Below are 24,898 nucleotides of genomic sequence, written 5' to 3'. Positions count from 1 at the left end.
CCGTTTAATTCAATAATTAATGAAATAATTCACAGTGAAATAGATATAATTTATACGAATGCTTTTGGGGGTATTATACGAAATAAAAATTATACAATATCATTCGGTTACGATATTCTACGCCTGTTATATGCCTTTATTGTCACATATTCATTTTGTCGCTGGGCCATTGCGTTAACCTTTGCTTTCCAGCGTATAAATTGACAAGCCCGAACGGATGTTCGGGCTTTTTTTGTTTCCAGGTTAATCCTTAGAATATTTTTTAATCTGCGCCGGGTTTTTCCGCTTTTCCTGCCAGCAAGGCAAGAAAGTCATAGCGTTTTTGCAAATCCAATGCGGCATCTCGCCATAATTGTTCAGCTACTTCAGGCTGTTGCGCATTCAGGCGACGGAAACGCTGTTCATTAAGCAACGTTTCCGCCAGGGCATCAGACGGTGGCCGAGAGTCCAGAGCCAGCGGCGGCTTGCCTTCATCCGCGCGGCGGGGATCAAAGCGGTATAACGGCCAGAAACCGGTCGCCGTTAACTGGCGCATCTGGTCATGGCTTAGCGCCAGATCGTAACCATGTTCCTCACAGGGGCTATAGGCAATGATCAGCGACGGTCCTGGCCAGGCTTCGGCCTCCTGGATGGCTTTCACCGTCTGGTTTAACTGCGCGCCCAGCGAAATTTGCGCGACATAAACATGACCATACATCATCATGCTGACGCCAAGATCTTTACGGGCTTTACGCTTGCCATGTTCGCCAAACTTAGTGACGGCGCCAAGCGGCGTCGCCTTCGACGCCTGGCCGCCAGTATTGGAATAACACTGCGTATCCAGAACCAGAATATTGACATTCTCCGTCAGGCTTAACACATGGTCTAAACCGCCAAAGCCGATGTCGTATGCCCAACCATCGCCGCCAATCAGCCAGATTGATTTTTCTACCAGCGCATCAGCATCCTTTAACAGTTCCTCTGCGCCCGCAACCGATTTCAGATGTTGGCGTAATGCGGCGACCTGCTCACGCCGAACGTCAGGCGTTGCTTCGGCATGCAGCGCATTGTTTAATTCCGCCGGAATGCGATCGGCGAATTGCGCCAGTAAACGCATGACGCGCGCCCGGTGCTGATCCACGCTCAGACGGAAACCGAGACCAAATTCCGCGTTATCTTCAAATAACGAATTCGCCCATGCCGGGCCGCGTCCGTTGGCATCGGTGGTATAAGGCGTTGAGGGTAAGTTACCGCCGTAAATAGAGGAACACCCCGTGGCGTTAGCGATTAACATTCTGTCGCCATATAACTGAGTCAGCAGTTTAATATACGGCGTTTCACCGCAGCCGGAACAGGCGCCGGAATATTCAAACAGCGGCGTAATAAGCTGCGATGTGCGGATATCAATTCGTTCCAGTTTGCTGCGATCGATTTCCGGTAAGTCGAGGAAAAAGTCATAATTCACTTTCTCTTCTTCCACATGCTCAAGGCGCGACATCATGTTAATCGCCTTGATCTGTGGATTTTGCCGATCTTTAGCCGGGCAGACCTCTACGCATAAATTACAGCCAGTACAGTCTTCCGGCGCGACCTGCAGCACATATTTCTGGCCGCGCATATCGCGGGACTTCACGTCCAGCGAATGCAGACTGGCTGGCGCGTTCTCCATCGCCTGCGGGGAAACGACTTTCGCACGAATTGCCGAGTGAGGGCAGGCAGCGACGCAGTGATTACATTGTGTACACAGTTCCTCTTTCCAGACAGGAATCTCTTCGGCGATATTGCGTTTTTCCCAGCGGGTGGTGCCCATTGGCCATGTTCCGTCCGGCGGCAGGGCGGAAACAGGCAGTGCGTCGCCGAGGCCCGCCAACATGGCGGCGGTAACGGTTTTCACGAAATCCGGCGCGGCGTCGGAGACGACCGGCGGGCGATGCGCGCTGTGCGGATTAACCGCCTGCAACGGTACTTCCGCCAGCGATTCCTGCGCCAGAGCCAATGCCTGCCAGTTACGCTCAACCAGATCCTGACCTTTGCTGCTATAGCTTTTGGCAATCGCGCCCTGCAACTCAACCAGGGCGCTATCGCCCGGAAGAATATGCGTCAGGTGGAAGAAAGCCATTTGCATGACGGTATTGATGCGGGCGCCAAGTCCACATTCGCGGGCGATTTTCGCCGCGTTAACCACGTAAAAACGCGCCTTTTTCTGTTTCAACACCGCCTGAACTTCTTGCGGCAGACGCGACCAGACCTCGTCGGCGCTGTACGGCGTATTAAGCAGAAAGATACCGCCGGGCTTCAGACGCTCCGCCATCTGATATTTATCGATAAACTGTAATTGATGGCAGCCGACAAAATCCGCCTGAGCAATTAAGTAAGCGGAACGAATGGGTTTTTCGCTGACGCGCAGGTGCGATACCGTGAGCCCGCCAGCTTTTTTAGAGTCATAAACGAAATAACCTTGCGCATACCACGGCGTAGAATTACCGATAATTTTAATATTATTTTTCGTGGCGGATACGCTACCGTCGCTTCCCAGACCGTAAAATAACGCTTCCAGTTTAGCGCTGCCGGGCAGGGTATTTTCCGGTAATGGCAGCGAGAGATTAGTGACGTCATCATAAATGCCCACCGTAAACCGTGGTTTGGGTTTCGCGCGGCCGAGTTCATTAAAGATCGCCAGTACGCACGCCGGGCCGAACTCTTTGGATGATAGCCCATAACGGCCGCCAATGGTGCGCGGCAACGTTTCGCGCTCGCCATTATTAAAGGCTTCCGCCAGTGCGGTCATCACGTCCAGATAAAGCGGCTCGGCCTGCGCGCCAGGCTCTTTGGTGCGATCCAGCACGGCGATAGCGCGAACGGTTTCCGGTAATGCCTGTAACAAATGTTTGGCGGAGAAGGGACGGAACAGACGGACTTTCAGAACGCCAACCTTTTCTCCGCGTATCAGTAGCTCGTCCACGACCTCTTCGCAGGTGCCGAGGGCGGAGCCCATCATAATAATGACCCGTTCAGCCTGGGGATGGCCATAATATTCAAATGGCTGGTACTGACGGCCTGTAGCATCGCCAAATGCCTTCATCGCCTCTTCAACATGATCATAAACGGCGTTGTACCACGGGTTGGTCGCTTCGCGAGACTGGAAGTAGGTGTCCGGATTCGCAGAAGTTCCACGAATCACCGGATGTTCCGGATTCAGCGCGCGGGCGCGGTGAGCGTCGATCTCCGCCTGCGGCATCAGGTTCAGAATGGTTTCATCCGTTAGCGGTATAATTTTGTTGATTTCATGCGATGTACGGAAGCCATCAAAAAAATGAATAAACGGAACGCGGCTTTTCAGCGTAGCCCTGTGCGCGATCAGCGCAAAATCCTGCGCTTCCTGAACGCTGGCGGCGCATAACATCGCGCAGCCTGTCTGGCGGACCGCCATCACATCGGAATGGTCGCCAAAAATAGAAAGCGCGTGTGTGGCGACGGTGCGCGCGGCAACGTGCAGTACAAACGGCGTGAGCTGCCCCGCCAGTTTATACAGTGTTGGAATCATCAGCAGCAGCCCCTGCGATGATGTAAATGACGTAGAAAGCGAACCGGTTTGTAACGCACCGTGAACGGCGGCGATCGCGCCGCCTTCCGACTGCATCTCTACCACACGCGGCGTATCGCCCCAGACATTTTTAAGCCCATTACCGGCCCAGGCATCCGCTTGTTCAGCCATTGTTGAACTGGGCGTAATCGGGTAAATGGCGATAACCTCGCTGGTACGGAACGCCACCGACGCTACCGCGCCATTACCGTCAATTGTTTGCATATGACACCCTTACATTGCGCAAAAAAGAGGGACACGCATAATCGTGAGCGCATCCTGTAGTTATCCTTTTATTTTAGCAAAGCCCTTCAAGCCCCATTTTCGCTTTTGTGTCCCTGGCGGGAGGAGAATGGCGATTTCTTGCCGAAAAGACGTAAAAAATTGCCAATAAATGTTAATGAAGCGCATAAATGCGCGCTTTGCCTCTCGACGCGTTAGTTTCTGCTGCCTATTATTTAGGGCGGTGTCGTTTGGATGAATAAACAGAGGGGAGAGAAATGCGCGCAGCGTTTTGGGTGGGATGTGCCGCGTTATTATTGTCGGCTTGCAGTAGCGAACCTGTTCAGCAGGCAACCGCGGCACATGTTTCGCCAGGGATGAAAGCGGCGATGTCCAGCGCCGGCGAAGCGAATTGCGCTATGATTGGCGGTTCGCTTTCAGCGGCCCGGCAGCTTGATGGTTCAGTAATTGGTATGTGCGCGCTACCCAACGGCAAACGTTGTAGCGAACAGTCGCTTGCCGCCGGAAGCTGCGGGAGTTATTAAGCGCGGCGTTTCGCCTGACGGGTATAACTTTTCACTTAATGGCTTAGTGCGCTAAATCCGCCAGTTTATACATTAGCGTTGTTTCTGCCGTCGCCAGCGTTAATTGGTTCGCGGTTAAATCGACCTGTGCGCCCTTGCTGAAGAGCTCGCTGAGGGTGCCGTCCAGCGCGTTAAGCTGTGGATCGGCGCACATCATTCGGGTCATCGCTAAATTTTTCACTTTTAATTCGCCGTCCGACAGTTTTCCTTCGCCGGTGAATTGATTGCACATTTTGCCGGATACCGTCATGTCCTCGCCAAAGCTGAGCTCCGGGCCGGTGACCGTTTTACCGTTTACGCTTTCCAGAACAAAGCGGTGGTGCTCCAGTTGCTCGCGTTTGACGGACACTTTTCCACTGCTCACACACCCTGTCATTATGATGCTCAGGGCGACCAGCGTGACGCTTTTCTTCATTGATATTCTCTGTAATCTGATAGTTAACACTGACTATAGTAATGATATGACCGGATAGATCTTCAGGGGTTATCCGAAAATGCTCCCCTGAGCGCAGGGGAGCGACAGGATTAGAACAGCGCGTTCGGGCAGGCTTCGCCCTTCTCAAGCTGGCTTAAGTTTTGTAACGTGGTTTCAGAGATGCTGATCAGCGCTTCTGCGGTCAGGAATGCCTGGTGCCCCGTAAACAGTACGTTATGGCAGGCCGACAGACGGCGGAAAACATCATCCTGGATAACATCGTTTGACTTATCTTCAAAGAACAGGTCGCGTTCGTTTTCATACACATCCATCCCCAGCGAGCCGATTTTCTGATTCTTCAGAGCTTCGATAGCCGCCTGGGAATCAATCAGCGCGCCACGACTGGTATTAATGACCATAACGCCATTTTTCATTTGGTCGAATGCCGCATGGTTCAGCAAATGGTAGTTTTCCCGCGTGAGCGGGCAGTGCAGGGAAATGACATCCGATTCGGCAAACAACGTTTGCAGATCCACATACTCGACGCCGAGATCAAGCGCGGCGGTGCTGGGATAGGGATCAAACGCCAGTAAACGCATTCCAAAGCCTTTCAGGATACGCAGCGCGGCGACGCCGATTTTACCGGTACCAATGACGCCAGCGGTTTTTCCGTGCATGGTAAAGCCGGTCAGTCCCTCAAGGGAAAAGTTAGCGTCGCGGGTGCGTTGATAAGCGCGGTGAATACGGCGGTTCAATGTCATCATCATGCCAATCGCATGTTCAGCGACGGCTTCCGGAGAATAAGCCGGTACGCGCACCACCTGCAAACCGAGCTCTTTTGCGGCATCCAGGTCGACATTATTAAATCCGGCGCAACGCAGCGCGATGTATTTCACGCCGTGTTTTTTCAGCTCTTCCAGTACCGGTCGGCTCCCGTCGTCATTCACGAAGATACAAACTGCTTCACATCCATTGGCGGTTTTCGCCGTTTTCTCGGTTAGCAGAAAATCAAAAAACTCCAGTTCAAAACCGAACGCTTCGTTCACTTGCTGTAGATATTTCTTGTCATACTGTTTGGTACTATAGACGGCGAGTTTCATATGACCTTCTCCAGTGATGTTTGAATCACACAAATATGCTTAAAATTATCTTACAAAAAATCAAAAATAATTGATAGTCATACATATAATGAATAATTTTAGGTTATCATTCTCCACAACGCCTCAAATAGCCGGAGGGCGCCCCTGCAACATGAACTATTAGGCTATGTACGGGCAATCATGCCAAAATAAAGAGATAGCCGACTGAATTTTTCGTTAAATCAGGAAATTAATGGCCCATGAAGGGTAAATATAAAGCCGCCCTTGCGCTACTGTTACTGCTGATTCTTATCCCACTGACGCTACTGATGACCCTCGGGCTGTGGGTTCCCACTCTGGCGGGAATTTGGCTACCCGTCGGTACCCGTATCGCTCTGGAACAAAGTCCACGCTTGACACGGCATGGGTTAGTGATTCCCGATCTTCGCTATCTGGTCAATGATTGTTCGTTAGCGCATATTACCCAGGCGGAACTGACGCATCCCAGCCGTTGGTTGCTGAATATTAAAAGCCTTAAACTGGATGCCGCATGCCTGGCGAAACTGCCCGCTACGGAAGCTTCTCCCGCCGCGCCGCGTACGCTGGCGCAGTGGCAGTCAATGCTGCCCAATACCTGGATTAACATCGATAATGTCATTCTCGCGCCCTGGCCGGAATGGCAGGGCAAGCTGGCGATCTCCATGACGCCGGTCATTCAGCAGATACGTTATCAGGGCGAAAAAGTAAAATTTCAAGGGCAGCTACGCGGTCAGGCATTGACGGTGAGCCAACTGGAGATCGCCGCGCTGGCCAACCAGCCTCCCGTTAGCCTGGCGGGGGAATTTGTGTTGCCGCTGGTACCGGATGGCCTGCCGGTCAGCGGTCATGCGGCAGCGACCTTGCGTCTGCCGCAGGAACCGTCGCTGGTGGATGCGGAACTGGAGTGGCGTGATAACGCCGGACAGCTCATCGTGATGGCGCGAGGTAATCCTGACCCGATTCTCGATCTCCCCTGGGCGGTAACGCGTCAGCGGCTTACCATCAGCGATGGCCGCTGGAACTGGCCATATCAGGGATTCCCCTTGAGCGGACGTCTGGCTTTTAATATCGATAACTGGCAAGCCGGGCCGGATAATGCGCAAGTCAGCGGACGCCTGAATATTCTGACCCAGGGCGATGCCGGTAAAGCGAACGCGGTACTGACTATCGGCCCGGGAAAACTCAGCATGGATAGCAGTGAGATGCCTCTACAGCTTACCGGCGAGGCTAAACAGAAGGATTTAATCTTTTATGCCGTATTGCCCGCTATGTTCCGCGGCAGTCTGGCCGATCCGCAGCTCACCTTTGCACCTGGCGCATTGCTACGCTCGCGCGGGCGGGTGATTGATGCGTTAGATATTGATGAAATTCGTTGGCCGCTGGCGGGCGTTAAGGTGACGCCGCGCGGCGTTGATGGCCGATTACAGGCTATTTTACGGGCGCACGAAAATGAGATGGGCGATTTCGTTCTTCATCTTGATGGCCTGGCCAATGATTTTCTCCCTGATGCTGGTCGCTGGCGGTGGCGCTATTGGGGGCAAGGAAGCTTTACGCCAATGCGCGCCCACTGGGATATTGCCGGACAGGGCGAATGGCATGATAACACCATCAGGTTGACCAGTTTATCCACCGGTTTTGATCAGTTGCACTATGGCGCAATGACCGTCACATCGCCAAGACTGGCGCTGAATAAACCTATTGTCTGGGTTCGCGACGCCACAATGCCGTCGCTACAGGGCGCGCTGTCTCTGGAGGCGGGAAAAACCATATTTACCAGCGGGAGCATGCTGCCGCCTTCTACCATTAATTTTAGCGTTGAAGGGCGCGAGCCAACCCTGTTCCAGTTTAAAGGCGACCTTCGGGCGGGGGCGATAGGGCCGGTACGGCTGAATGGGCGCTGGGATGGCGAACGCCTTCGTGGACAGGCCTGGTGGCCGAAGCAGTCGCTTATCGTTTTCCAGCCGTTGCTTCCACCGGACTGGAAAATGACGCTGCGCGAAGGCTCACTGTATGCGCAGGTGGCTTTTTCCGCCGCACAGGGGCAGGGGTTTGAAGCAGGTGGACACGGCGTGTTAAAAGGCGGCAGCGCCTGGATGCCTGATAACAAAATCAACGGCGTCGATTTCATTCTGCCATTTCGCTTCCACAACGGCGCGTGGCAATTGGGGACGCGCGGGCCCATCTCGCTGCGTATCGCCGGGATAGTTAACCAGGTCACGGCGAAAAATATCACCGCTGATTTACAGGGCGGTTATCCCTGGAGCGAGTCGAATCCATTACTGCTAAGCGATGTCAGCGTAGACGTGCTGGGCGGTCAAATCATTATGAAACAGTTGCGAATGCCGCAGCACGACCCGGCGCTTTTGCGGGTGCAAAATATTTCATCCAGCGAATTGATTAGCGCCATAAATCCAAAGCAATTCGCCATGTCTGGTCCGGTCAGCGGCGCGCTGCCGCTGTGGCTGAACAATGAAAAATGGATAATCAAAGATGGCTGGCTTACGAATCCTGGGCCAATGACGTTGCGTATCGATAAAGATACTGCGGATGCGGTGGTGAAGGATAATGTCACGGCAGGCTCGGCGATCAACTGGCTACGTTATATGGAGATTACGCATTCGTGGACGAAAATTAACGTTGATAACCTGGGCGTACTAACGATGCAGGCGGCTATTACCGGCAAAAGCCGGGTAGATGGTAAAACCGCGATCGTTAACTTGAACTATACCCATGAAGAAAATGTGTTTACGCTGTGGCGCAGTTTGCGTTTTGGCGACAATTTACAGGCATGGCTTGAACAAAATACAGCGTTGCCGCAACCTCCTTGCCGGAAAGACAAGGACTGTGAGGATAAATAATGAAAATGAGTATTGCCATGCTGTCAGCGCTTGCGTCATTTATCGTGGTGGGGTGCACGCCACGTATTGAAGTCGCCGCGCCGGAACAGCCGATTACCATCAACATGAATGTAAAGATCGAGCATGAAATACATATCAAAGTCGATAAAGACGTTGAAGAACTCCTGAAATCACGCAGCGATCTATTCTGAGGCCATAATGAAAAAGTATTTAATACTATGGGTGCTGACGCTGAGCTTGCTCACACCTTCTGTGTGGGCCTTAACCCTGGACGAAGCGCGCACGCAGGGCCGGGTCGGGGAAACGCTGAATGGCTATCTGGTGGCCTTAAAGAATGATGCCGAAACCCAGAAACTGGTGCTTGATATTAATCATGCCCGCCGCGCCAGTTATCAGCAGTTAGCGGATAGCAATCATCTTCCCGTGGACGAGGTGGCGAAGATGGCAGGGCAAAAACTGGTTGAGCGCGCCAGGCCGGGAGAATATGTCCAGGGAATTAATGGCAAATGGATGCGTAAATAACCGCTTCCCGACAATTTTTTTACCGCAAAATGCATTTTTATATGGGTAATTTCTGAATACGAAGGTCGTATTTACATTAGGCGAACCGGAAGGCTATTTCTATACTGTTGGCTGGTATCACTATTCGCGAGAGTAACCAGGTATGATGTCTGAAAAATTATCTGCTGCCTGCCATTGTGGCAGCGTCGTGTTTACCGTTCAACTTAGCGATGGCTTTCATACCGCCAGGCGCTGCAACTGTTCCTTTTGCAGGATGCGCGGAGCAGTGGCAGTGTCTGCGCCGCTGTCGGGTATTAAAGTGCTAAAAGGGCAGGATAAGCTTACCGAATATCGCTTCAATACGGGCAAGGCGGTGCATTTTTTCTGTTCGGTATGCGGGATATATACTTTTCATCAGCGTCGATCCAATCCCGATCAATATGGGGTCAATGTGGCGTGCATCGAAAATATGTCGCCTTTTGATTTCGCCTGCGTTGAAGTCAATGATGGGGTAACGCATCCCAGCGATGGCGGCAGTAGCGGCGTGGTAGGAAATTTGCGCTACGAACCTAAGAAGTCACCTCCCGTCGAAACGGGAGGCAAAAATATTTAAGCGGCCACTACGCTGTCAATCGCGGCTTTTGCATCGGCCTGGGCTTTAGCCGCCACTTCCGGCCCGTAGGCGATGCCTTCGGCAAAGACAAAATTCACGTCGGTGATACCGATAAAACCAAGGAACACTTTCAGGTAAGGCGCAATCAAATCCGTCGGGGTGTCTTTATGGATACCGCCGCGGCTGGAGAGAACCACCGCGCGTTTGCCGGTTACCAGACCTTCCGGGCCTTTTTCGGTATAGCGGAAAGTGATACCGGCGCGGGCAATCAGATCAAAGTAGTTTTTCAGCTGCGTCGGGATATTGAAATTGTACATCGGTGCCGCAATAACGATGACGTCGTGGGCTTTCAGTTCAGCAATGAGTTCATCAGACAGCGCCAGAGCGTCCTGTTGACGTGGCGTTAAAGGCGCATCGCCCGGACGCATCGCGCCCACCAGCTCGCCATCCAGCACCGGAACAGGGTTGGCCGCCAGATCGCGGACAGTAATTTCATCTGCGACGTGTTTTTCGCGCCATTGTTCAATAAAATAGTCAGTCAACTGACCAGACTGAGAGTACCCTGCCAGAATACTGGATTTAAGAACTAATACCTTGCTCATGGGTGTTTCCTTTTATGTGTTTGAAGGGGCGTGCCCCGTTGCTTGTTGACACTTTATTCACAAATATGTCGCAGGGATAGCGCAATATATCGAACCCTTTGTTCGAAATTATTGAACAACGCAAAAAAAGCCCCAATGTGGTACTCTATACCTATCATTTAAAACGATTTTAAACAGGCAGAATGCTGCCCAAGAGCTTTATGACTGAACAATCTACGTTGACGCTTCAGGTGTTACAGCAGCGGCTGGATGCACTGATGCTGCGCGACAAACAGCGCTTTGCGCGCCGCCTGCATGGCGTAAAGAAAGTAAAAAATCCTGATGCGCAACAGGCCATTTTCCAGACGATGGCGAAAGAAATTGAACAGGCTGCGGCGCAAGTCGCCCTCCGCGAAGCGGCGCGCCCCTCAATCACTTATCCGCAAAATCTGCCTGTTAGCCAGAAGAAACAGGACATTCTGGAAGCGGTCCGCGATCATCAGGTAGTGATCGTGGCAGGGGAAACCGGTTCCGGTAAAACCACCCAGTTGCCGAAAATTTGTATGGAGCTGGGACGCGGAATTAAAGGACTTATTGGACATACTCAGCCGCGTCGCCTGGCGGCGCGCACCGTTGCTAACCGCATTGCCGAAGAGTTGCAAACGGAGCCAGGCGGCTGCATCGGCTATAAAGTTCGTTTCAGCGATCATGTCAGTAGCAACACCATGGTCAAACTGATGACGGACGGTATCCTGCTGGCGGAAATCCAGCAGGACAGGCTATTGATGCAGTATGACACCATCATTATTGATGAAGCGCATGAACGCAGCCTGAATATTGACTTCTTGCTCGGCTATCTGAAAGAGCTTCTGCCGCGTCGCCCCGATCTGAAAGTGATTATTACCTCTGCGACCATCGACCCGGAACGCTTCTCGCGCCACTTTAATAACGCGCCGATTATCGAAGTATCTGGCCGAACGTATCCCGTAGAAGTTCGTTATCGCCCCATCGTGGAAGAGGCTGACGACACTGAACGCGATCAGTTACAGGCAATTTTCGACGCTGTCGATGAACTGGGGCGTGAAAGTCCCGGCGATATCCTGATTTTTATGAGCGGAGAGCGGGAAATCCGCGATACCGCCGACGCCCTGAACAAGCTGAACTTACGGCATACCGAAGTGTTGCCGCTGTATGCACGCTTGTCGAACAGCGAACAGAACCGCGTTTTCCAGTCGCACAGCGGACGCCGTATCGTGCTGGCGACTAACGTGGCGGAAACCTCGCTGACGGTGCCGGGTATCAAATATGTGATCGATCCTGGCACTGCGCGCATCAGCCGCTACAGCTACCGCACTAAAGTGCAGCGCCTGCCGATTGAACCGATCTCACAGGCTTCCGCCAACCAGCGTAAAGGGCGTTGCGGACGCGTATCGGAAGGGATTTGCATTCGTCTGTATTCGGAAGATGACTTTTTGTCACGTCCGGAATTTACCGACCCGGAAATTCTACGTACCAACCTGGCGTCGGTTATTTTGCAGATGACCGCCCTGGGGCTGGGTGACATTGCCGCCTTCCCGTTTGTCGAAGCGCCGGATAAGCGCAATATTCAGGATGGCGTGCGTTTGTTGGAAGAGCTGGGGGCGATTACCGCCGACGAACAGCAAACGGCATATAAGCTGACGCCGCTGGGCCGACAATTATCTCAGCTGCCGGTCGACCCGCGCCTGGCGCGTATGGTTCTGGAAGCGCAAAAGCATGGCTGTGTGCGCGAAACGATGATCATTACTTCCGCACTCTCTATTCAGGATCCGCGCGAGCGCCCTGTGGGCAAGCAGCAGGCTTCCGATGAGAAACACCGGCGTTTCCATGATAAGGAGTCCGATTTTCTGGCGTTTGTTAACCTGTGGAATTACCTCGGCGAGCAACAAAAGGCCCTGTCGTCGAATCAATTCCGCCGTCTGTGTCGCACCGACTATCTGAACTATTTACGCGTGCGTGAGTGGCAGGATATCTATACCCAACTGCGTCAGGTGGTAAAAGAACTGGGGATTCCGGTAAACAGCGAACCCGCAGAGTACCGGGAAATTCACGTTGCGTTGTTAACGGGGCTGTTGTCGCATATCGGGATGAAAGATGCCGATAAACAAGAGTACACCGGCGCGCGTAACGCCCGATTCTCTATTTTCCCCGGTTCCGGTTTATTCAAAAAACCGCCGAAATGGACAATGGTCGCAGAACTGGTGGAGACCAGCCGTTTGTGGGGGCGCATCGCTGCCCGCATTGAGCCAGAATGGGTGGAACCGGTAGCCCAGCACCTGATTAAACGTTCATATAGCGAACCGCACTGGGAGCGGGCGCAAGGCGCGGTGATGGCGACGGAAAAGGTTACTGTCTACGGTCTGCCGATTGTCGCCGCGCGCAAAGTGAATTACAGCCAGATTGACCCGGCGTTGTGTCGCGAGTTGTTCATCCGCCATGCGCTGGTGGAGGGGGACTGGCAAACCCGTCATGCCTTCTTCCGTGAGAATCTAAAATTGCGTGCGGAAGTCGAGGAACTTGAGCACAAATCTCGCCGCCGCGATATCCTGGTGGATGACGATACCCTGTTTGAGTTTTATGACCAGCGTATTAGCCATGACGTTATTTCCGCCCGCCACTTTGATAGTTGGTGGAAAAAAATCAGCCGCGAGACGCCGGATCTGCTCAACTTTGAAAAAAGTATGCTGATTAAAGAAGGCGCGGAAAAAATCAGCAAACTGGATTACCCGAATTTCTGGCACCAGGGCAATCTCAAGCTGCGTTTGAGCTATCAGTTTGAACTGGGCGCGGATGCTGACGGCGTGACCGTCCATATTCCGTTGCCGCTACTTAACCAGGTTGACGAGAGCGGTTTTGAATGGCAGATCCCGGGGCTGCGCCGTGAATTAGTTATTGCGCTGATTAAATCGTTGCCAAAACCGGTACGTCGCAACTTTGTTCCGGCGCCAAACTATGCTGAAGCGTTTTTAGGTCGCGTAACGCCGCTGGAGCTGCCGCTGCTGGACGCTCTGGAGCGTGAACTGCGCCGGATGACCGGCGTCACGGTCGATCGGGAAGACTGGCATTGGGATCAGGTGCCCGAGCATCTGAAAATCACGTTTCGCGTGGTGAATGACAAAAACAAGAAACTGCAGGAAGGGCGTTCGCTCGCCGAGCTTAAAAATGCGCTGAAAGGCAAAGTGCAGGAGACGCTCTCGGCGGTGGCGGATGACGGCATCGAGCAGAGCGGGCTGCATATCTGGAGTTTCGGCGAGCTGCCGGAAAGCTACGAACAGAAACGCGGTAATTATAAAGTGAAGGCGTGGCCGGCGTTAGTGGATGAGCGTGACAGCGTCGCTATCAAATTGTTTGATAATCCGCTGGAACAACAACAGGCGATGTGGTGCGGTTTACGCCGTCTGTTGTTGCTCAATATTCCTTCACCGATTAAGTATCTGCATGAGAAATTGCCGAATAAAGCCAAGCTGGGGCTGTACTTTAACCCGTACGGCAAAGTACTGGAGTTGATTGATGACTGTATCGCCTGCGGGGTAGATAAGCTGATAGATGCCAACGGCGGACCGGTGTGGAACGAAGCAGGTTTCACCGCGCTGCACGAAAAGGTACGCGCCGAGCTGAATGATACTGTGGTGGATATCGCGAAGCAGGTTGAGCGGATCCTGACGACCGTATTCAATATCAATAAGCGTCTGAAAGGGCGGGTGGATATGAGCATGGCGTTGGGGCTTTCCGATATCAAGGCGCAGATGAGCGGTCTGGTATACCGTGGTTTTGTGACTGGCAACGGCTTTAAACGTCTCGGCGATACGCTGCGTTATCTGCAGGCAATTGAAAAGCGGCTGGAGAAACTGGCTGTCGATCCGCACCGCGATCGGGCGCAAATGCTGAAAGTCGAAAGCGTCCAGCAGGCGTGGCAACAATGGATAAATAAATTGCCTCCAGCGCGTCGCGAAGATGATGATGTTAAAGAGATCCGTTGGATGATTGAAGAACTGCGTGTCAGTTATTTCGCCCAACAGCTCGGTACGCCTTATCCTATTTCCGATAAGCGTATTTTACAGGCCATGGATCAGATTACGGCCTAAAAAGCCAGGCGACGATGTCTTTCAAAGCGATCCGGTACAAGTTCGGAACAAAAAGGAGGAATTATGAATACAACGCCATTTCCGGCGCTCTCTGCGGAAACATTGCTGGCGGTGAATACCGTCGGACAGTGGCTGGCGCAAAATGATTTTTCCGGCGAACAACCTTATTCGTCGGATTGCGTCGTCCTGGCGGGCAATGCGGTGATCCCCACTATCGACGCGGCCTGTCGCATCGCCAAAGCGCAAGGCGTTCCTTTACTGATTAGCGGCGGTATAGGTCATTCGACGCCGTTTTTGTACGCCGTGATTGCCCGGCATCCGCGCTACCACACTATTCGCACAAGCGGACGCGCTGAAGCCGCGATCCTTGCGGATATCGCGAACCAGTTCTGGCATATTCCGGCTGAGAAAATTTGGCTGGAAGATCGGTCAACTAATTGCGGCGAAAATGCCCGTTTCTCCTGTGCACTGATCCGTCAGGCGAAAGAAAACATTAACACGGCTATCGTTGTGCAAGACCCCACCATGCAGCGGCGCACTATCGCGGCGTTTCGGCGCGTGACAAACGACGACACCGATGCGCCGCGCTGGCTGAGTTTTCCTGGTTTTGTTCCGGTACTGCGCCACCTTAATGACGGTACACGTTTTGCCAATGTTGAAGAGGGCATCTGGACGGTGGAGCGTTATCTGTCTCTGATTGCCGGTGAGCTGCCACGTTTGCGTGACGATGAAACAGGGTATGGACCGCGTGGTAAAGATTTTATCATTCACGTTGATATCCCACGCGATATTGAAAACGCATGGCAGGTATTGCAGGCAGATACGACGCTGCGCAGTGCGTTAGAACAGAGAGCGTTACGCTAAAAATCGCCCGTTTGCGAGGGTGAACGGGCAAGTGCGACCACCATCTCATAAATTTGATGAATTATTTATAAAAGCTGGTTATGTTGTCGCTTTACGGTTTTCATTCAGGACGCGCTATGGGCAATAAGTATTCCGGCCTGCAAATTGGTATTCACTGGTTAGTCTTTTTTCTGGTTATTGTGGCTTACGCCGCGATGGAACTACGCGGTTTTGCGCCGCGTAGTTATCGGCCCTGGTTTAATATGACGCACGTTTCATGTGGTATCACTATTTTGCTTTTAATGGTGGCACGCTTGTTTATTCGGCTGAAATATCCCACGCCGCCCATTGTTCCTCGTCCAAAACCGATGATGACCGGAATGGCGCATTTAGGACATCTGGTGATTTACCTGTTATTTATCGCGCTGCCTGTTATTGGTCTGGTCATGATGTATAACCGCGGTAATCCCTGGGTCGCATTTGGCATTACTATGCCCCATGCCGCCGAAGCTAACTTTGAACGCGTAGATATGCTGAAATCCTGGCACGTCACGCTGGCGAATCTGGGCTATTTTGTTATTGGACTTCATGCCATCGCTGCTTTGATGCATCACTATTTCTGGAAAGACAATACGCTGTTACGGATGATGCCGCGTAAGCGTGACTGACCGTCCTGTATGACGTTTGCTTCAGGCGGGGTTAACTGCTTAAGGCAAACAAGGCATCTATCAGAGGGGATGGCGTATTCCATACAGAAAACGCCTGCGTCTAACCAGGACCCGTGACGCAGGCGAAGGAGGACGGGTCTACATCGGAAGCGGGTATTATACTTATTTGTATGACAAATAAAATAAGCAATTACTATTCCGTAATCCAATGTTTAATCAACGGGTTAAACCCACATGATCGCGCTGCCGACCGCTCGGAAGTGCCTGTACTTACGATGAGCGTGGCGTAGTGGCGGAAAATAGCGCAACGGCGCCATGTTGCTCCAAAGTCACCTTAGCGAAATGTTCGTCCAACACGCTGCGTAACGTATCGGCTGAATCATTGGTATTACTGAATATTCCTTTCTTGTTATAAACAGCCATTAATTTCTTACCAAAAGCATTGTGAGGAACCTCTTTGCCCAGAATCGTGGCGCCAAAAAGTGTGCCGCCGGGTTTAAGCGCCATACCGGCATTTTTAATTGCCTTCGCTTTTGTTGTCATCTCACCAGGTAAGCAGTGCAGAAGATAGTACATCGAAACGGAATCGAAGCGCCCGTGCCAGTCCGCCGGGAACGTGTCGAAAACATCGTGTTGTAGTGTGGCGCGGATTTTTGTATTACCCACTCGGCTGGCGGCTATTTTCAGGCTATCCGGATTTAAATCCATCAGCGAAATGGCATGAGTCGCAGGTGCATGTTTCAGGTAATAACCTGTACCTACGCCAATATCCAGGTGAGTCTCGCCCATGTGATGCAGGAAGAAAGGAAGTAGTCGCGTATCAGTAGGACACTTCCAGGCATATTTGTTTGAGATATTGAGTACCCACCAGTCATATAAGCTAAGCGTGAATGGGTTATAGACTTTTGCGCCTGATTGTTGTGTATGCTTCATTGTTCTCTCACTAAATAATTTCGCGCTGGAATTAAAACAACGAAGCAATCGTTAGGCAAGCATTAATCAGGTGAGTGAGTAATTTAATGCGACGAATAAAGGCGATATTATGAATTAAGCGGTTATCTTAAAGAATATAGAGGATAATAATAGCTGATAAATGGATTGAACAGTCATATTATTATAAGCTGATAATTAATAATCGTTGATGTACGCGTATTAAGCCCTTTGATAATAACAATGCAATTAAATGCAGGAAGAACAATATTTATTCAAACACATAAAGCGATTATTGCACATTAATTGATATTTTAAATGTTACGCTGAGATAGCCATCTTTATTTAATATCACCTACCTGGAGGCGATATGATTGAGGTTTTTGAAGCGTTTGGCTGGACCTTACTTTTAGGCGGTCTGGCAGTGGCAGTACTGTTTATCACTGCACTGGATAAAAAACGGTAATCATTGCATTTGACGCGCCTGTTGAGTCGATATTACAAATAACTGTACCTGAAATCTACCACTTCTGAAGTTTGCGATATTTTGCCATTCTGACGGCAAGGGATAATCCTGACTAAAGTTACCGCCGCTTACCAACCAGACACGATGGTAACTTTTTGAAAGCGTTGTCAGAGTATCAATATATGTCTGATCGGCTTGCGCATAAAACAGTGAACCAAAGCCATAGGCATTCGGTCTGCCTGATGTTCCATGAGCGTTAGGCGGTGTATAAAGAAACGTACGATAATCTCGCTTATTATAATACACATAACTTAAATAATCGAACATTTTACTGACTACCACGGCATCATTAGGCTGGTGACGGGTATTAATATAGTTTACCAGTGGTTTAAACTCGTCTATGTGCTCAGGGTTATTATGATATGAACCATAGCCGAATAATAAGGTGAATAAGATAAACCAGAAGCCACAAACCGCTTTTTTTGCGCGGGTAAGTAATACCGCGAGCAGGGGAGGAATGCTCAGCGATGAGAAGAAGAAATAACGATCGATAAATAACGGCATCCACCAGGAAATGATGAAGACCAGCATTACAGGGATGACCAGATTACAAAATAATATCAGCTGATATCTTTCATATTCTCCGTTGCATAAAGATATTCGCCCCACAGTACCGATAAAACCTCCCACAGCCAGCCACAGAATGAACGACGGAAAACCCTGTCCGTTGTTTCCGGTAAAAAAATGCCAATACATCGCAGGCAGGTCACGCCATGTTACGGGGGGAATCCAACCGATATCATTACCGGCTCTCAACTGCGCCAGATGAGTCAGTAAATTAAACAATACGGGCAACCAGGGGAGATAAGCGACAGCAATCGCCAGGTTAGCAAACCACCAGCCAGGAAGTTTAAGGTAGCAGGCCGTTTTATGGCTTTGGCAGGATAATATTGTTACTGCGATCCAGTGGGCAATAAGTGTAAATAGGGTGAAATAATGGGTGTAAAAGCTGAACGTCATAAGTAAAGCATACGCGATAAGATAGCGATTATGGGTGGGTGTTTTTATCCACATCATCAATGCTAACGCGGCAGCGAGCGTTAGCATTCCCATTAACGCGTACATGCGCGTTTCTTGACTGTAATGAACTGCCATCGGCATCAGGGCGGCGAACCATCCCGCCAATAAGGCTGTACGTTCATTTGCCAGCCATCGCGTAAGCGCGATAACCAGCACAACTGTCAGGATCCCAAAGAGTAGACTGAGAGAGCGTACCGCTGCAATGCTATCACCCAATAATATGATCCAGTCATGCAGTAACAGATAATAAAGCGGGGGATGCACGTCAAAAGCGGTATGGAATAGCAGATTATCTACGCTATGTCGACTAATCAGCACGCTGGACGCTTCGTCACACCAAAGGTAGCGGTCAGTTAAAAACAGCAACCGTATAAGGACGGAGAATATGACAATGAGACAAACATGATATTTATACTTTATTTTTCTTAACCCATCGCCGGGCTGCCATATTGATAGTTGTGGTAGCGCCATAATATCCTCAATGGAGTAAGACTTAGACCAGAATGGACATCTAACGCAATAATGAAGGTTAAAATCTTAACCAACACTAAATAAAAATAACTTTGATAATGTCAGTGGTGAATTAATCAGAATAGTGCAGTGCAACTCAGTAACCCTGACCGTAATGGCGAAGCAGTCTATGCTCTAAAAACCGGGTCAAACCGACGATAAAGGTAACGCCAATAAGATACACTATGGCGGCAAAAAGGTAAGCATGGAAGAATTTAAAGCTGGTTGCAGCAACCTCCTGAATTCGCGCGAAAAACTCAGTATATTGGATAAGAAAAACGATGGTGCTGTCTTTAAGGTTATTAATCACCTGATTCGTTAAGGCTGGAATGGAAGACAGCAATACCTGAGGCAGTATAATCCACAAAAAGACCTGCCGTTTGTTCAACCCCTGAACGACTGCTGCCTCCGTTTCATACTTATTCAATGCGTTATAGGCCGTTGTCATGTACGCGGCATTATATGCGCCGACATTCAAGGTAAAACCTGTAACCGCCACGGTAAAAGAGGACAGGTGAATGCCAGATTGAGGTAAACCATAATAGATAACAAACAGAATAAGAATGAGTGGCGTACCGATAAAGAAATCCATGTACAGTCGAGTTATGGCTTTTACCACGGGGCGATGGCTCAGGCTCAGAAAGAAAATAATAATTCCCCACAAAAAACCGGTGATGGAAACAATCAGCGCAAGTTTACAGGTTTCTTTAATACCGTCCACAACAAGTGGCAGTTGTTCAGTCAGGTCATTAAAGAAGAGAGACCAGCCAGCGATCATCGTTGTGCCTCGCTAAAAAAACAGTGGATATCTGGATCCGTTTCTCGTAAGGCAAGATCGGTAAAAGCGCCTTCTGCACGAATCTTGCCATGATTAAGAAACGTTACGTTATCGCTTAGTAATCTGGCGAGGCGAATATCATGAGTGACGCATAATATAGTGACGCCATTGTCGTGAAGTTGCTTGATCAACATTCCGACTTCACGAGTCATGAGCGGATCAAGCGCAGACGTCGGCTCATCAAAAATAATGAGTTCTGGGTCGGTGACCATTGTACGGGCCAGGGCGACGCGCTGTTGCTGGCCGCCCGATAATTGCGAAGGGTATTTCGCGCTATGCGAGGCCATATCAAGTTTTTGTAGCTCATGTAAGGCTTTCTCCCGGGCTAGTTGTCCCGGCATGCCAAACACTTTACATAGGGCAAGGGTAATATTATCCATGACGTTAAGATGGCGATACAAAGCGTAATTCTGGAAGACACAACCAACTTTTTTTCTGAACTCAAGAATAGTAAATTCTTTGTCGTAAATATTTTTCCCGTGAAAATAAATATTGCCATAATCAGGTTCTTCTAATCGAAGCAGACAGCGTAAAAGCGTCGTTTTTCCACAACCTGATGGCCCCATGACTACTTTCATGTCTCCCGATTGAATTTTCAGACTAACCGTATCAAGAACCTTTTTTCCTGAATATTCCTTACTTATCTCTTTTAGTTTCAGTAAAGCCATGAGTATCACCTCTATTTTTATGGTTCAACTGATGCGATATTTTTTCTCAAACACTCTGGCCAGAAGAGTAAATACTTTATAAATAATGAAATATAATACCCCGGCAAGGGTATAGATCTGTAACCCGTTCAGCGTGATGGCTGTCAGTGACATTGCCTGCTTCGTTATTTCAGCGATGCCTACAGTATAAGCAAAGGGCGTCGCTTTTAATACAGAAGAAAACTCATTGATAATACCGGGCACAGAAAATCGCAACATCTGTGGCAGTTCAATATTTATTATAACCTGTAATTGACGCATTCCTGCTACTTTCGCTACCGTTATTTCGAATGGCTCAACTAATTTAAGCGCCCCTCTGAACACCTCGGCAAGATAACTCCCGCTGATTAAGCCGACGCTGAGGTTCATGGCCACCAGTGGTGAAACATATATGCCAATCGATGGTAATCCAAAATAAACAAGAAAAACAGCAATAAGTATTGGAATTCCCCGAAGAATAAAGACCAGTACGTCGAGTATCTTCTGTAGTGGAAGAGGGGATAGTCGCCGTAATACGGCGACTGTAAGCCCGGTCAAAAACGCTGAGAGAAAACAGGTAAATGTTACAAGCAGCGTATTACCAATCCCTTCCAATAGGAAATAAAAGATAGCCAGCATATTACCTGATGACATAGCTTACTATTTCATCCAGTTATCGACGATGCCAGATATTTTTTGTGGCCCTTGCTCTTTAAGCCATAAGTTAAAATCATCGCGCACGGGAGAGCCTTTCTTAAAGGCAATGCCAAGTTGATCAACATTCTTGAAAACATAACGACTTTCTATCGGCATCTTTTTCTTATTTTTGAAGGTAAAATAAACCGGCTCTTCTATAAAAGCCAGATCAAGATTGCCATTTTTTAGATCAGCCATCGTCTCATTATAGGTTGGATACAATTTTACTTTACTTAACGAGTAGTATCCTTTGGGCTCCAGATCGTTTTTGATAAGGTCGGAGTAAGCCATTCCTCGAGGGTATCCAATAGAATATTTATTTAATTCATTGAGGTTATTGAGCGTTATTTTATGATTGGCCATACTGACCAGATAAAAAGAGTTGATGTAATAAGGTTCAGAGAAATCAATAACTTTCTTACGTTTATCTGTGATTGAAATTCCCGAAAATGCTACATCTGCCTGACCACTCGCCACTGCGCCAAGCATTCCATCCCAGGCATATTCGGTGATGTTTAGCTTACAATGCCGTGACTGACAGTAAGACGAAAAAAGCTCCAGATCTATCCCCTGCAATTTGCCATCAGCACTTTTAAATAACATAGGGGGAGAGGCTGGTGATACTGCGACATTGAGTGTTCTCCCTTCAACGATGCTATCAGCAAACGCTGAAGACGACATTATTCCCAACACTATCATCGATAAGCCAAATTTTTTGCATAACATGCTATCTATTTCCTGTAGTAAGGTAATGCGTATTATAAATTAAGCATTAGGGCGTGAGCCTGACATTTGCAGGCGTAAAGTACTTAACGTTATGTATTCCATCGCTGTTAACTAATTTAATCAGGAGGTTTGACAGGAATCATCAAAGGGAATGGATTGAATATACCATGAGATATCAACTGGATATGAGTGCAGCGACACCATGAAAGGTGAAAATGTAAAGATACCATAGACATTAGTATACTGGACATAGTTTATGCTCCATTTACGCATACATATTTACATGATAAGCAGATAAATGCTTCAGTGACGGTGTCTTTCATGTCTCTAATTATCATCTTACCACTCTATCCAGGGCCAATATAAAGACTTATCTTTTCTTGTCAAATACATTTTTTGAGCTAAGTTGATTTGCGTGCTATCTATATTTGCAAGCATATAAATTATTTGTCTCATGAACAAACGATAACAAATCAGGATTTCTGACGATGTTGTTATGTTTATCAAAACGTTAACTTGTTTTAATCGATGATAATCTTAATTCAGAAATATCTGAATATATACGGTTGTTGAGATAAAATTCTCAAATTAACATCGTACATCTTATGTAATAAATATAAATACGATTAATAAATCCAAAACTGAGACTGCCAACCGGATAACAAACAGCAATAAAGAGGGTTTTTCATTAAGTTATCCTGGCAACGGTTAAGGTGGTAACATTTTCGGTGGCTTTACCCATTTTAATCGTGTTCACAGCCGTTAATTACCTTATGATTACCATGGTAATTAAAAATGAATCCTTAATGACTCGTTGGCTGAGTGAAAAAAATTCTACATCACATAGGCGCATGTATCGCGTATAATGGGCTCCGATGCCCCTAATTATTGCTATGACATAATGATATGTATCTTAACCGCTTTTGTTATTTACTCCTGATCTCCGCTGCGGTCGGAAGCATTTTTACATCGCATCCCGTCGCGATGTGGTTCCTGCTCGCCAATGTACTAACGCTGGCGATCTACGGTATAGACAAAACGGCGGCACGTAAAACCTGGCGCAGAGTGCCGGAATCCACTTTGTTGGTGTTTGGGGCTGTCGGTGGGTGGCCTGGTGCGATTGTTGGTCAACAACTCTTCCGTCATAAAACGCAAAAGCAGCCATTCAAAACATACTTTATCGTCAGTGTGATAGTGAGTATTGTAGTTACGGTGGCGATCTATCGACTCTATCCATTTTTGTCTTACTGAACATAGACTATGTATCACTTATTTACCAATCGGCAGCAAAGATAGCATCATATTTTCATGCCACCGGCACTATGATATTGAGCTGTGTTTTGCTCAAGACGTACCGCAGCCGATGGAGCTTTATTCAGTGGAATAATGATGAGCTATAAAACTTTCTAACATTATGGCAAAACAATGATGGACTTCCTGGGTTGGATGGACAAGGTCGTTGAAGACGTATTGCGGACATATATCTAGCTGAGGGTCTTTAGCCCCGGGAACATGTACATAGCCGTGGTGAGTATAAGGGTTTTCCGTATCATAACCAATATTACTGGCCGCCTCCATTATCACCTTAAATGCATCGGCAGTCTCGTAATAGCATATTTTATGCTGGGGGTATTTTTCTTTTAATTCTTCAACATTAGTTTTTAACAGGGCATTGTGAGCGATGCTTTCATCCTTAAGCTTTCTTTTTTCATCAGAATGTTTGCCATAAGGTGTTAAAGACAAATCGGGAATCCCCATGACCAGAACATTATTAACGCCACCGGAAATTATTTTTTCAATATCATCAATTTGTTGCTCAACGACCATTATTACATTATCTTTGTGTAGTGTCATATAGTCATTAGCCCCCAATAAAAATATCGCCAGGTCCTGGTGAGAAGGGGTGTAAGATGCGACTTGTCTATCCGTATTTGATACAAAGTCACCGATGCAATTAAAGCAGGAATAGCTTGCCGATGTACTTCCCCCTTCAGCAAAATTAAGCATCTCTTTACCTAAGAAGTGTGGAGATGATAAAAACTCAGTCCAGGTAAATCCATTAGTAAACCTTCCGCCAAAGTATTGACCATAGGAGGGTAAGATATGATGTGTTTTTTCAAACATACGCCCTAAGGAGTCAGACAAGCTGTCGCCAAAAAATACTAGTCTGGTAATATCACCCAAAGAAATATTTTTGGGCTTGGGATGTGATTTATTGATTTCTTTGGCAAGACCAAAAGCTTCCGGATGACATTCAACCTCAATAGATAAAATATTTTCACCATTATCATCTTTAATAATCAACTTATCGGCGTGTTCCTGTGATTCTATAATAAACTGTTCTTTACATCCCTGAGACGCTAAGGCTCGAAGTTTGATGTAGGCTCCGCGAACCTGTACCGGTGTTAGATTCAGTTCCTGATGGTGGTAAAGATTAAAGATACATTCGAGCGCCTCTGCATGGTGGGTGGTAAAGAAATATGCTTTGATTTTCTCCCATAAACTTAATTCCGGAAGGCGTACGCTTTCTTTTATCGCATTAAATTTTTCAGAACTGATAGATGATGTAAAATAACCCTGTCCAACACTCAATGGCATGGTGTCCTCCTTACTTTATTAAACACGCTTTAGCAAAGCATTAATTAGCAAATATTAGCAAGAAAAGTAATCAGGTAAATGGTGTATATGGAATTGCGCCTTTTTCACAGTTTGTCGCCGTCAATAAAATGTATGCAGTGTTTATTATTTTTCAGCGAAGTAAATACATCATCAACAACGTGAGGTTAATACCGGGTACATATTATCTGACTGCTATCATTATTGAGTATGCGCCTGGCTAAGGCAAAGATCTAAAAAAGAAGCCACTCCTGATTTTAG

The 24,898-nt window shown here is 48.6% G+C and carries 21 protein-coding genes; 9 read left to right on the top strand and 12 right to left on the bottom strand.

Translation table 11 applies throughout. The annotated features are described in order from the left end of the window. Positions 1-262 precede the first annotated feature (262 nt). On the bottom strand, positions 263-3,787 hold the full coding sequence (gene nifJ, locus J4728_RS14540; protein ID WP_208211971.1) for a pyruvate:ferredoxin (flavodoxin) oxidoreductase: 3,525 nt from the start codon (positions 3,785-3,787) through the stop codon (positions 263-265). Between the two features lie 60 nt (positions 3,788-3,847). Beyond that, positions 3,848-4,147 carry a hypothetical protein gene (locus tag J4728_RS14535; protein ID WP_001137722.1) on the bottom strand — a complete coding sequence of 100 codons (300 nt, stop codon included), beginning with the start codon at positions 4,145-4,147 and terminating at the stop codon, positions 3,848-3,850. Here J4728_RS14535 and J4728_RS14530 point away from each other — a divergent pair. Then, positions 4,063-4,329 (top strand): DUF333 domain-containing protein, encoded by a 267-nt coding sequence (locus tag J4728_RS14530; RefSeq protein ID WP_001200680.1) that lies wholly within the window; start codon positions 4,063-4,065, stop codon positions 4,327-4,329. The two genes, J4728_RS14535 and J4728_RS14530, sit on opposite strands and share 85 nt — an antisense overlap. A 43-nt stretch (positions 4,330-4,372) precedes the next feature. Here the strand turns inward: J4728_RS14530 and hslJ are convergent, their stop codons facing one another. Together hslJ and ldhA are read right to left on the bottom strand one after the other, a co-directional pair. Continuing rightward, positions 4,373-4,783: a heat shock protein HslJ gene (gene hslJ / locus J4728_RS14525; protein WP_000750316.1), complete on the bottom strand. Its 411-nt coding sequence runs from the start codon at positions 4,781-4,783 to the stop codon at positions 4,373-4,375. Positions 4,784-4,893: 110 nt separating this feature from the next. Next, positions 4,894-5,883: a D-lactate dehydrogenase gene (gene ldhA, locus J4728_RS14520; protein WP_000762209.1), complete on the bottom strand. Its 990-nt coding sequence runs from the start codon at positions 5,881-5,883 to the stop codon at positions 4,894-4,896. A 239-nt stretch (positions 5,884-6,122) separates the two neighbouring features. Here ldhA and J4728_RS14515 point away from each other — a divergent pair, with 239 nt between their 5' ends. From J4728_RS14515 to J4728_RS14500, 4 genes are all read left to right on the top strand, one after another. Then, the gene (locus J4728_RS14515) at positions 6,123-8,759 is read left to right on the top strand and encodes a YdbH family protein (RefSeq protein WP_208211969.1); all 2,637 of its coding nucleotides are present in this window, start codon (positions 6,123-6,125) and stop codon (positions 8,757-8,759) included. Then, on the top strand, positions 8,759-8,950 hold the full coding sequence (locus J4728_RS14510; protein WP_000784063.1) for a YnbE family lipoprotein: 192 nt from the start codon (positions 8,759-8,761) through the stop codon (positions 8,948-8,950). The genes J4728_RS14515 and J4728_RS14510 overlap by 1 nt, the downstream gene beginning before the upstream one ends. A gap of 7 nt (positions 8,951-8,957) precedes the next feature. After that, positions 8,958-9,281, top strand: coding sequence for a YdbL family protein (locus J4728_RS14505; protein ID WP_000760345.1), 324 nt, complete (start codon positions 8,958-8,960; stop codon positions 9,279-9,281). Between the two features lie 142 nt (positions 9,282-9,423). Next, on the top strand, positions 9,424-9,873 hold the full coding sequence (locus J4728_RS14500; RefSeq protein ID WP_208211967.1) for a GFA family protein: 450 nt from the start codon (positions 9,424-9,426) through the stop codon (positions 9,871-9,873). Here the strand turns inward: J4728_RS14500 and azoR are convergent. Next, a complete protein-coding gene (azoR, locus tag J4728_RS14495) occupies positions 9,870-10,475 on the bottom strand; it encodes an FMN-dependent NADH-azoreductase (RefSeq protein ID WP_000048924.1) in 606 nt (201 codons plus the stop codon). The genes J4728_RS14500 and azoR overlap by 4 nt on opposite strands. Positions 10,476-10,675: 200 nt before the next feature. On the opposite strand from azoR, the gene hrpA reads away from it, so the two are divergent. The 3 genes from hrpA (at position 10,676) to cybB (ending at position 16,089) form a co-directional block, all read left to right on the top strand. Next, entirely contained in the window at positions 10,676-14,578 is a 3,903-nt protein-coding gene (gene hrpA, locus J4728_RS14490; protein WP_208211965.1) for an ATP-dependent RNA helicase HrpA, read from the top strand. A 63-nt stretch (positions 14,579-14,641) separates the two neighbouring features. Continuing rightward, positions 14,642-15,442: a YdcF family protein gene (locus J4728_RS14485; RefSeq protein ID WP_001098497.1), complete on the top strand. Its 801-nt coding sequence runs from the start codon at positions 14,642-14,644 to the stop codon at positions 15,440-15,442. A gap of 116 nt (positions 15,443-15,558) precedes the next feature. Then, entirely contained in the window at positions 15,559-16,089 is a 531-nt protein-coding gene (gene cybB, locus J4728_RS14480; protein WP_000527273.1) for a cytochrome b561, read from the top strand. 270 nt (positions 16,090-16,359) lie between these two features. Here the strand turns inward: cybB and J4728_RS14475 are convergent, their stop codons facing one another. The 6 genes from J4728_RS14475 to J4728_RS14450 form a co-directional block, all read right to left on the bottom strand. Continuing rightward, on the bottom strand, positions 16,360-17,022 hold the full coding sequence (locus J4728_RS14475) for a class I SAM-dependent methyltransferase (protein WP_001520112.1): 663 nt from the start codon (positions 17,020-17,022) through the stop codon (positions 16,360-16,362). 463 nt (positions 17,023-17,485) lie between these two features. After that, entirely contained in the window at positions 17,486-19,036 is a 1,551-nt protein-coding gene (locus tag J4728_RS14470) for a glycosyltransferase family 39 protein (protein WP_208211963.1), read from the bottom strand. A gap of 136 nt (positions 19,037-19,172) precedes the next feature. Next, positions 19,173-19,853, bottom strand: coding sequence for an amino acid ABC transporter permease (locus tag J4728_RS14465; protein WP_000560166.1), 681 nt, complete (start codon positions 19,851-19,853; stop codon positions 19,173-19,175). After that, on the bottom strand, positions 19,850-20,581 hold the full coding sequence (locus J4728_RS14460; RefSeq protein WP_001196340.1) for an amino acid ABC transporter ATP-binding protein: 732 nt from the start codon (positions 20,579-20,581) through the stop codon (positions 19,850-19,852). The genes J4728_RS14465 and J4728_RS14460 overlap by 4 nt, the downstream gene beginning before the upstream one ends. 24 nt (positions 20,582-20,605) lie before the next feature. Continuing rightward, positions 20,606-21,253 (bottom strand): amino acid ABC transporter permease, encoded by a 648-nt coding sequence (locus J4728_RS14455; RefSeq protein WP_208211961.1) that lies wholly within the window; start codon positions 21,251-21,253, stop codon positions 20,606-20,608. Positions 21,254-21,259: 6 nt separating this feature from the next. Further along, on the bottom strand, positions 21,260-22,021 hold the full coding sequence (locus J4728_RS14450; RefSeq protein ID WP_131041357.1) for a transporter substrate-binding domain-containing protein: 762 nt from the start codon (positions 22,019-22,021) through the stop codon (positions 21,260-21,262). Between the two features lie 906 nt (positions 22,022-22,927). Between J4728_RS14450 and J4728_RS14445 the strand changes: the two genes are divergently transcribed. After that, positions 22,928-23,272, top strand: a complete 345-nt coding sequence (locus tag J4728_RS14445) for a DUF1294 domain-containing protein (RefSeq protein WP_000281189.1) — start codon at positions 22,928-22,930, stop codon at positions 23,270-23,272. 120 nt (positions 23,273-23,392) lie between these two features. Here the strand turns inward: J4728_RS14445 and sseJ are convergent, their stop codons facing one another. After that, positions 23,393-24,619 (bottom strand): SPI-2 type III secretion system effector SseJ, encoded by a 1,227-nt coding sequence (sseJ, locus tag J4728_RS14440; RefSeq protein ID WP_001131436.1) that lies wholly within the window; start codon positions 24,617-24,619, stop codon positions 23,393-23,395. Positions 24,620-24,898 lie beyond the last annotated feature (279 nt).

The sequence above is a fragment of the Salmonella sp. 32070601201500089SM genome (assembly GCF_017573605.1).
Lineage (GTDB): Bacteria > Pseudomonadota > Gammaproteobacteria > Enterobacterales > Enterobacteriaceae > Salmonella > Salmonella enterica.
This window is presented reverse-complemented; position numbering and strand designations above follow the sequence as displayed.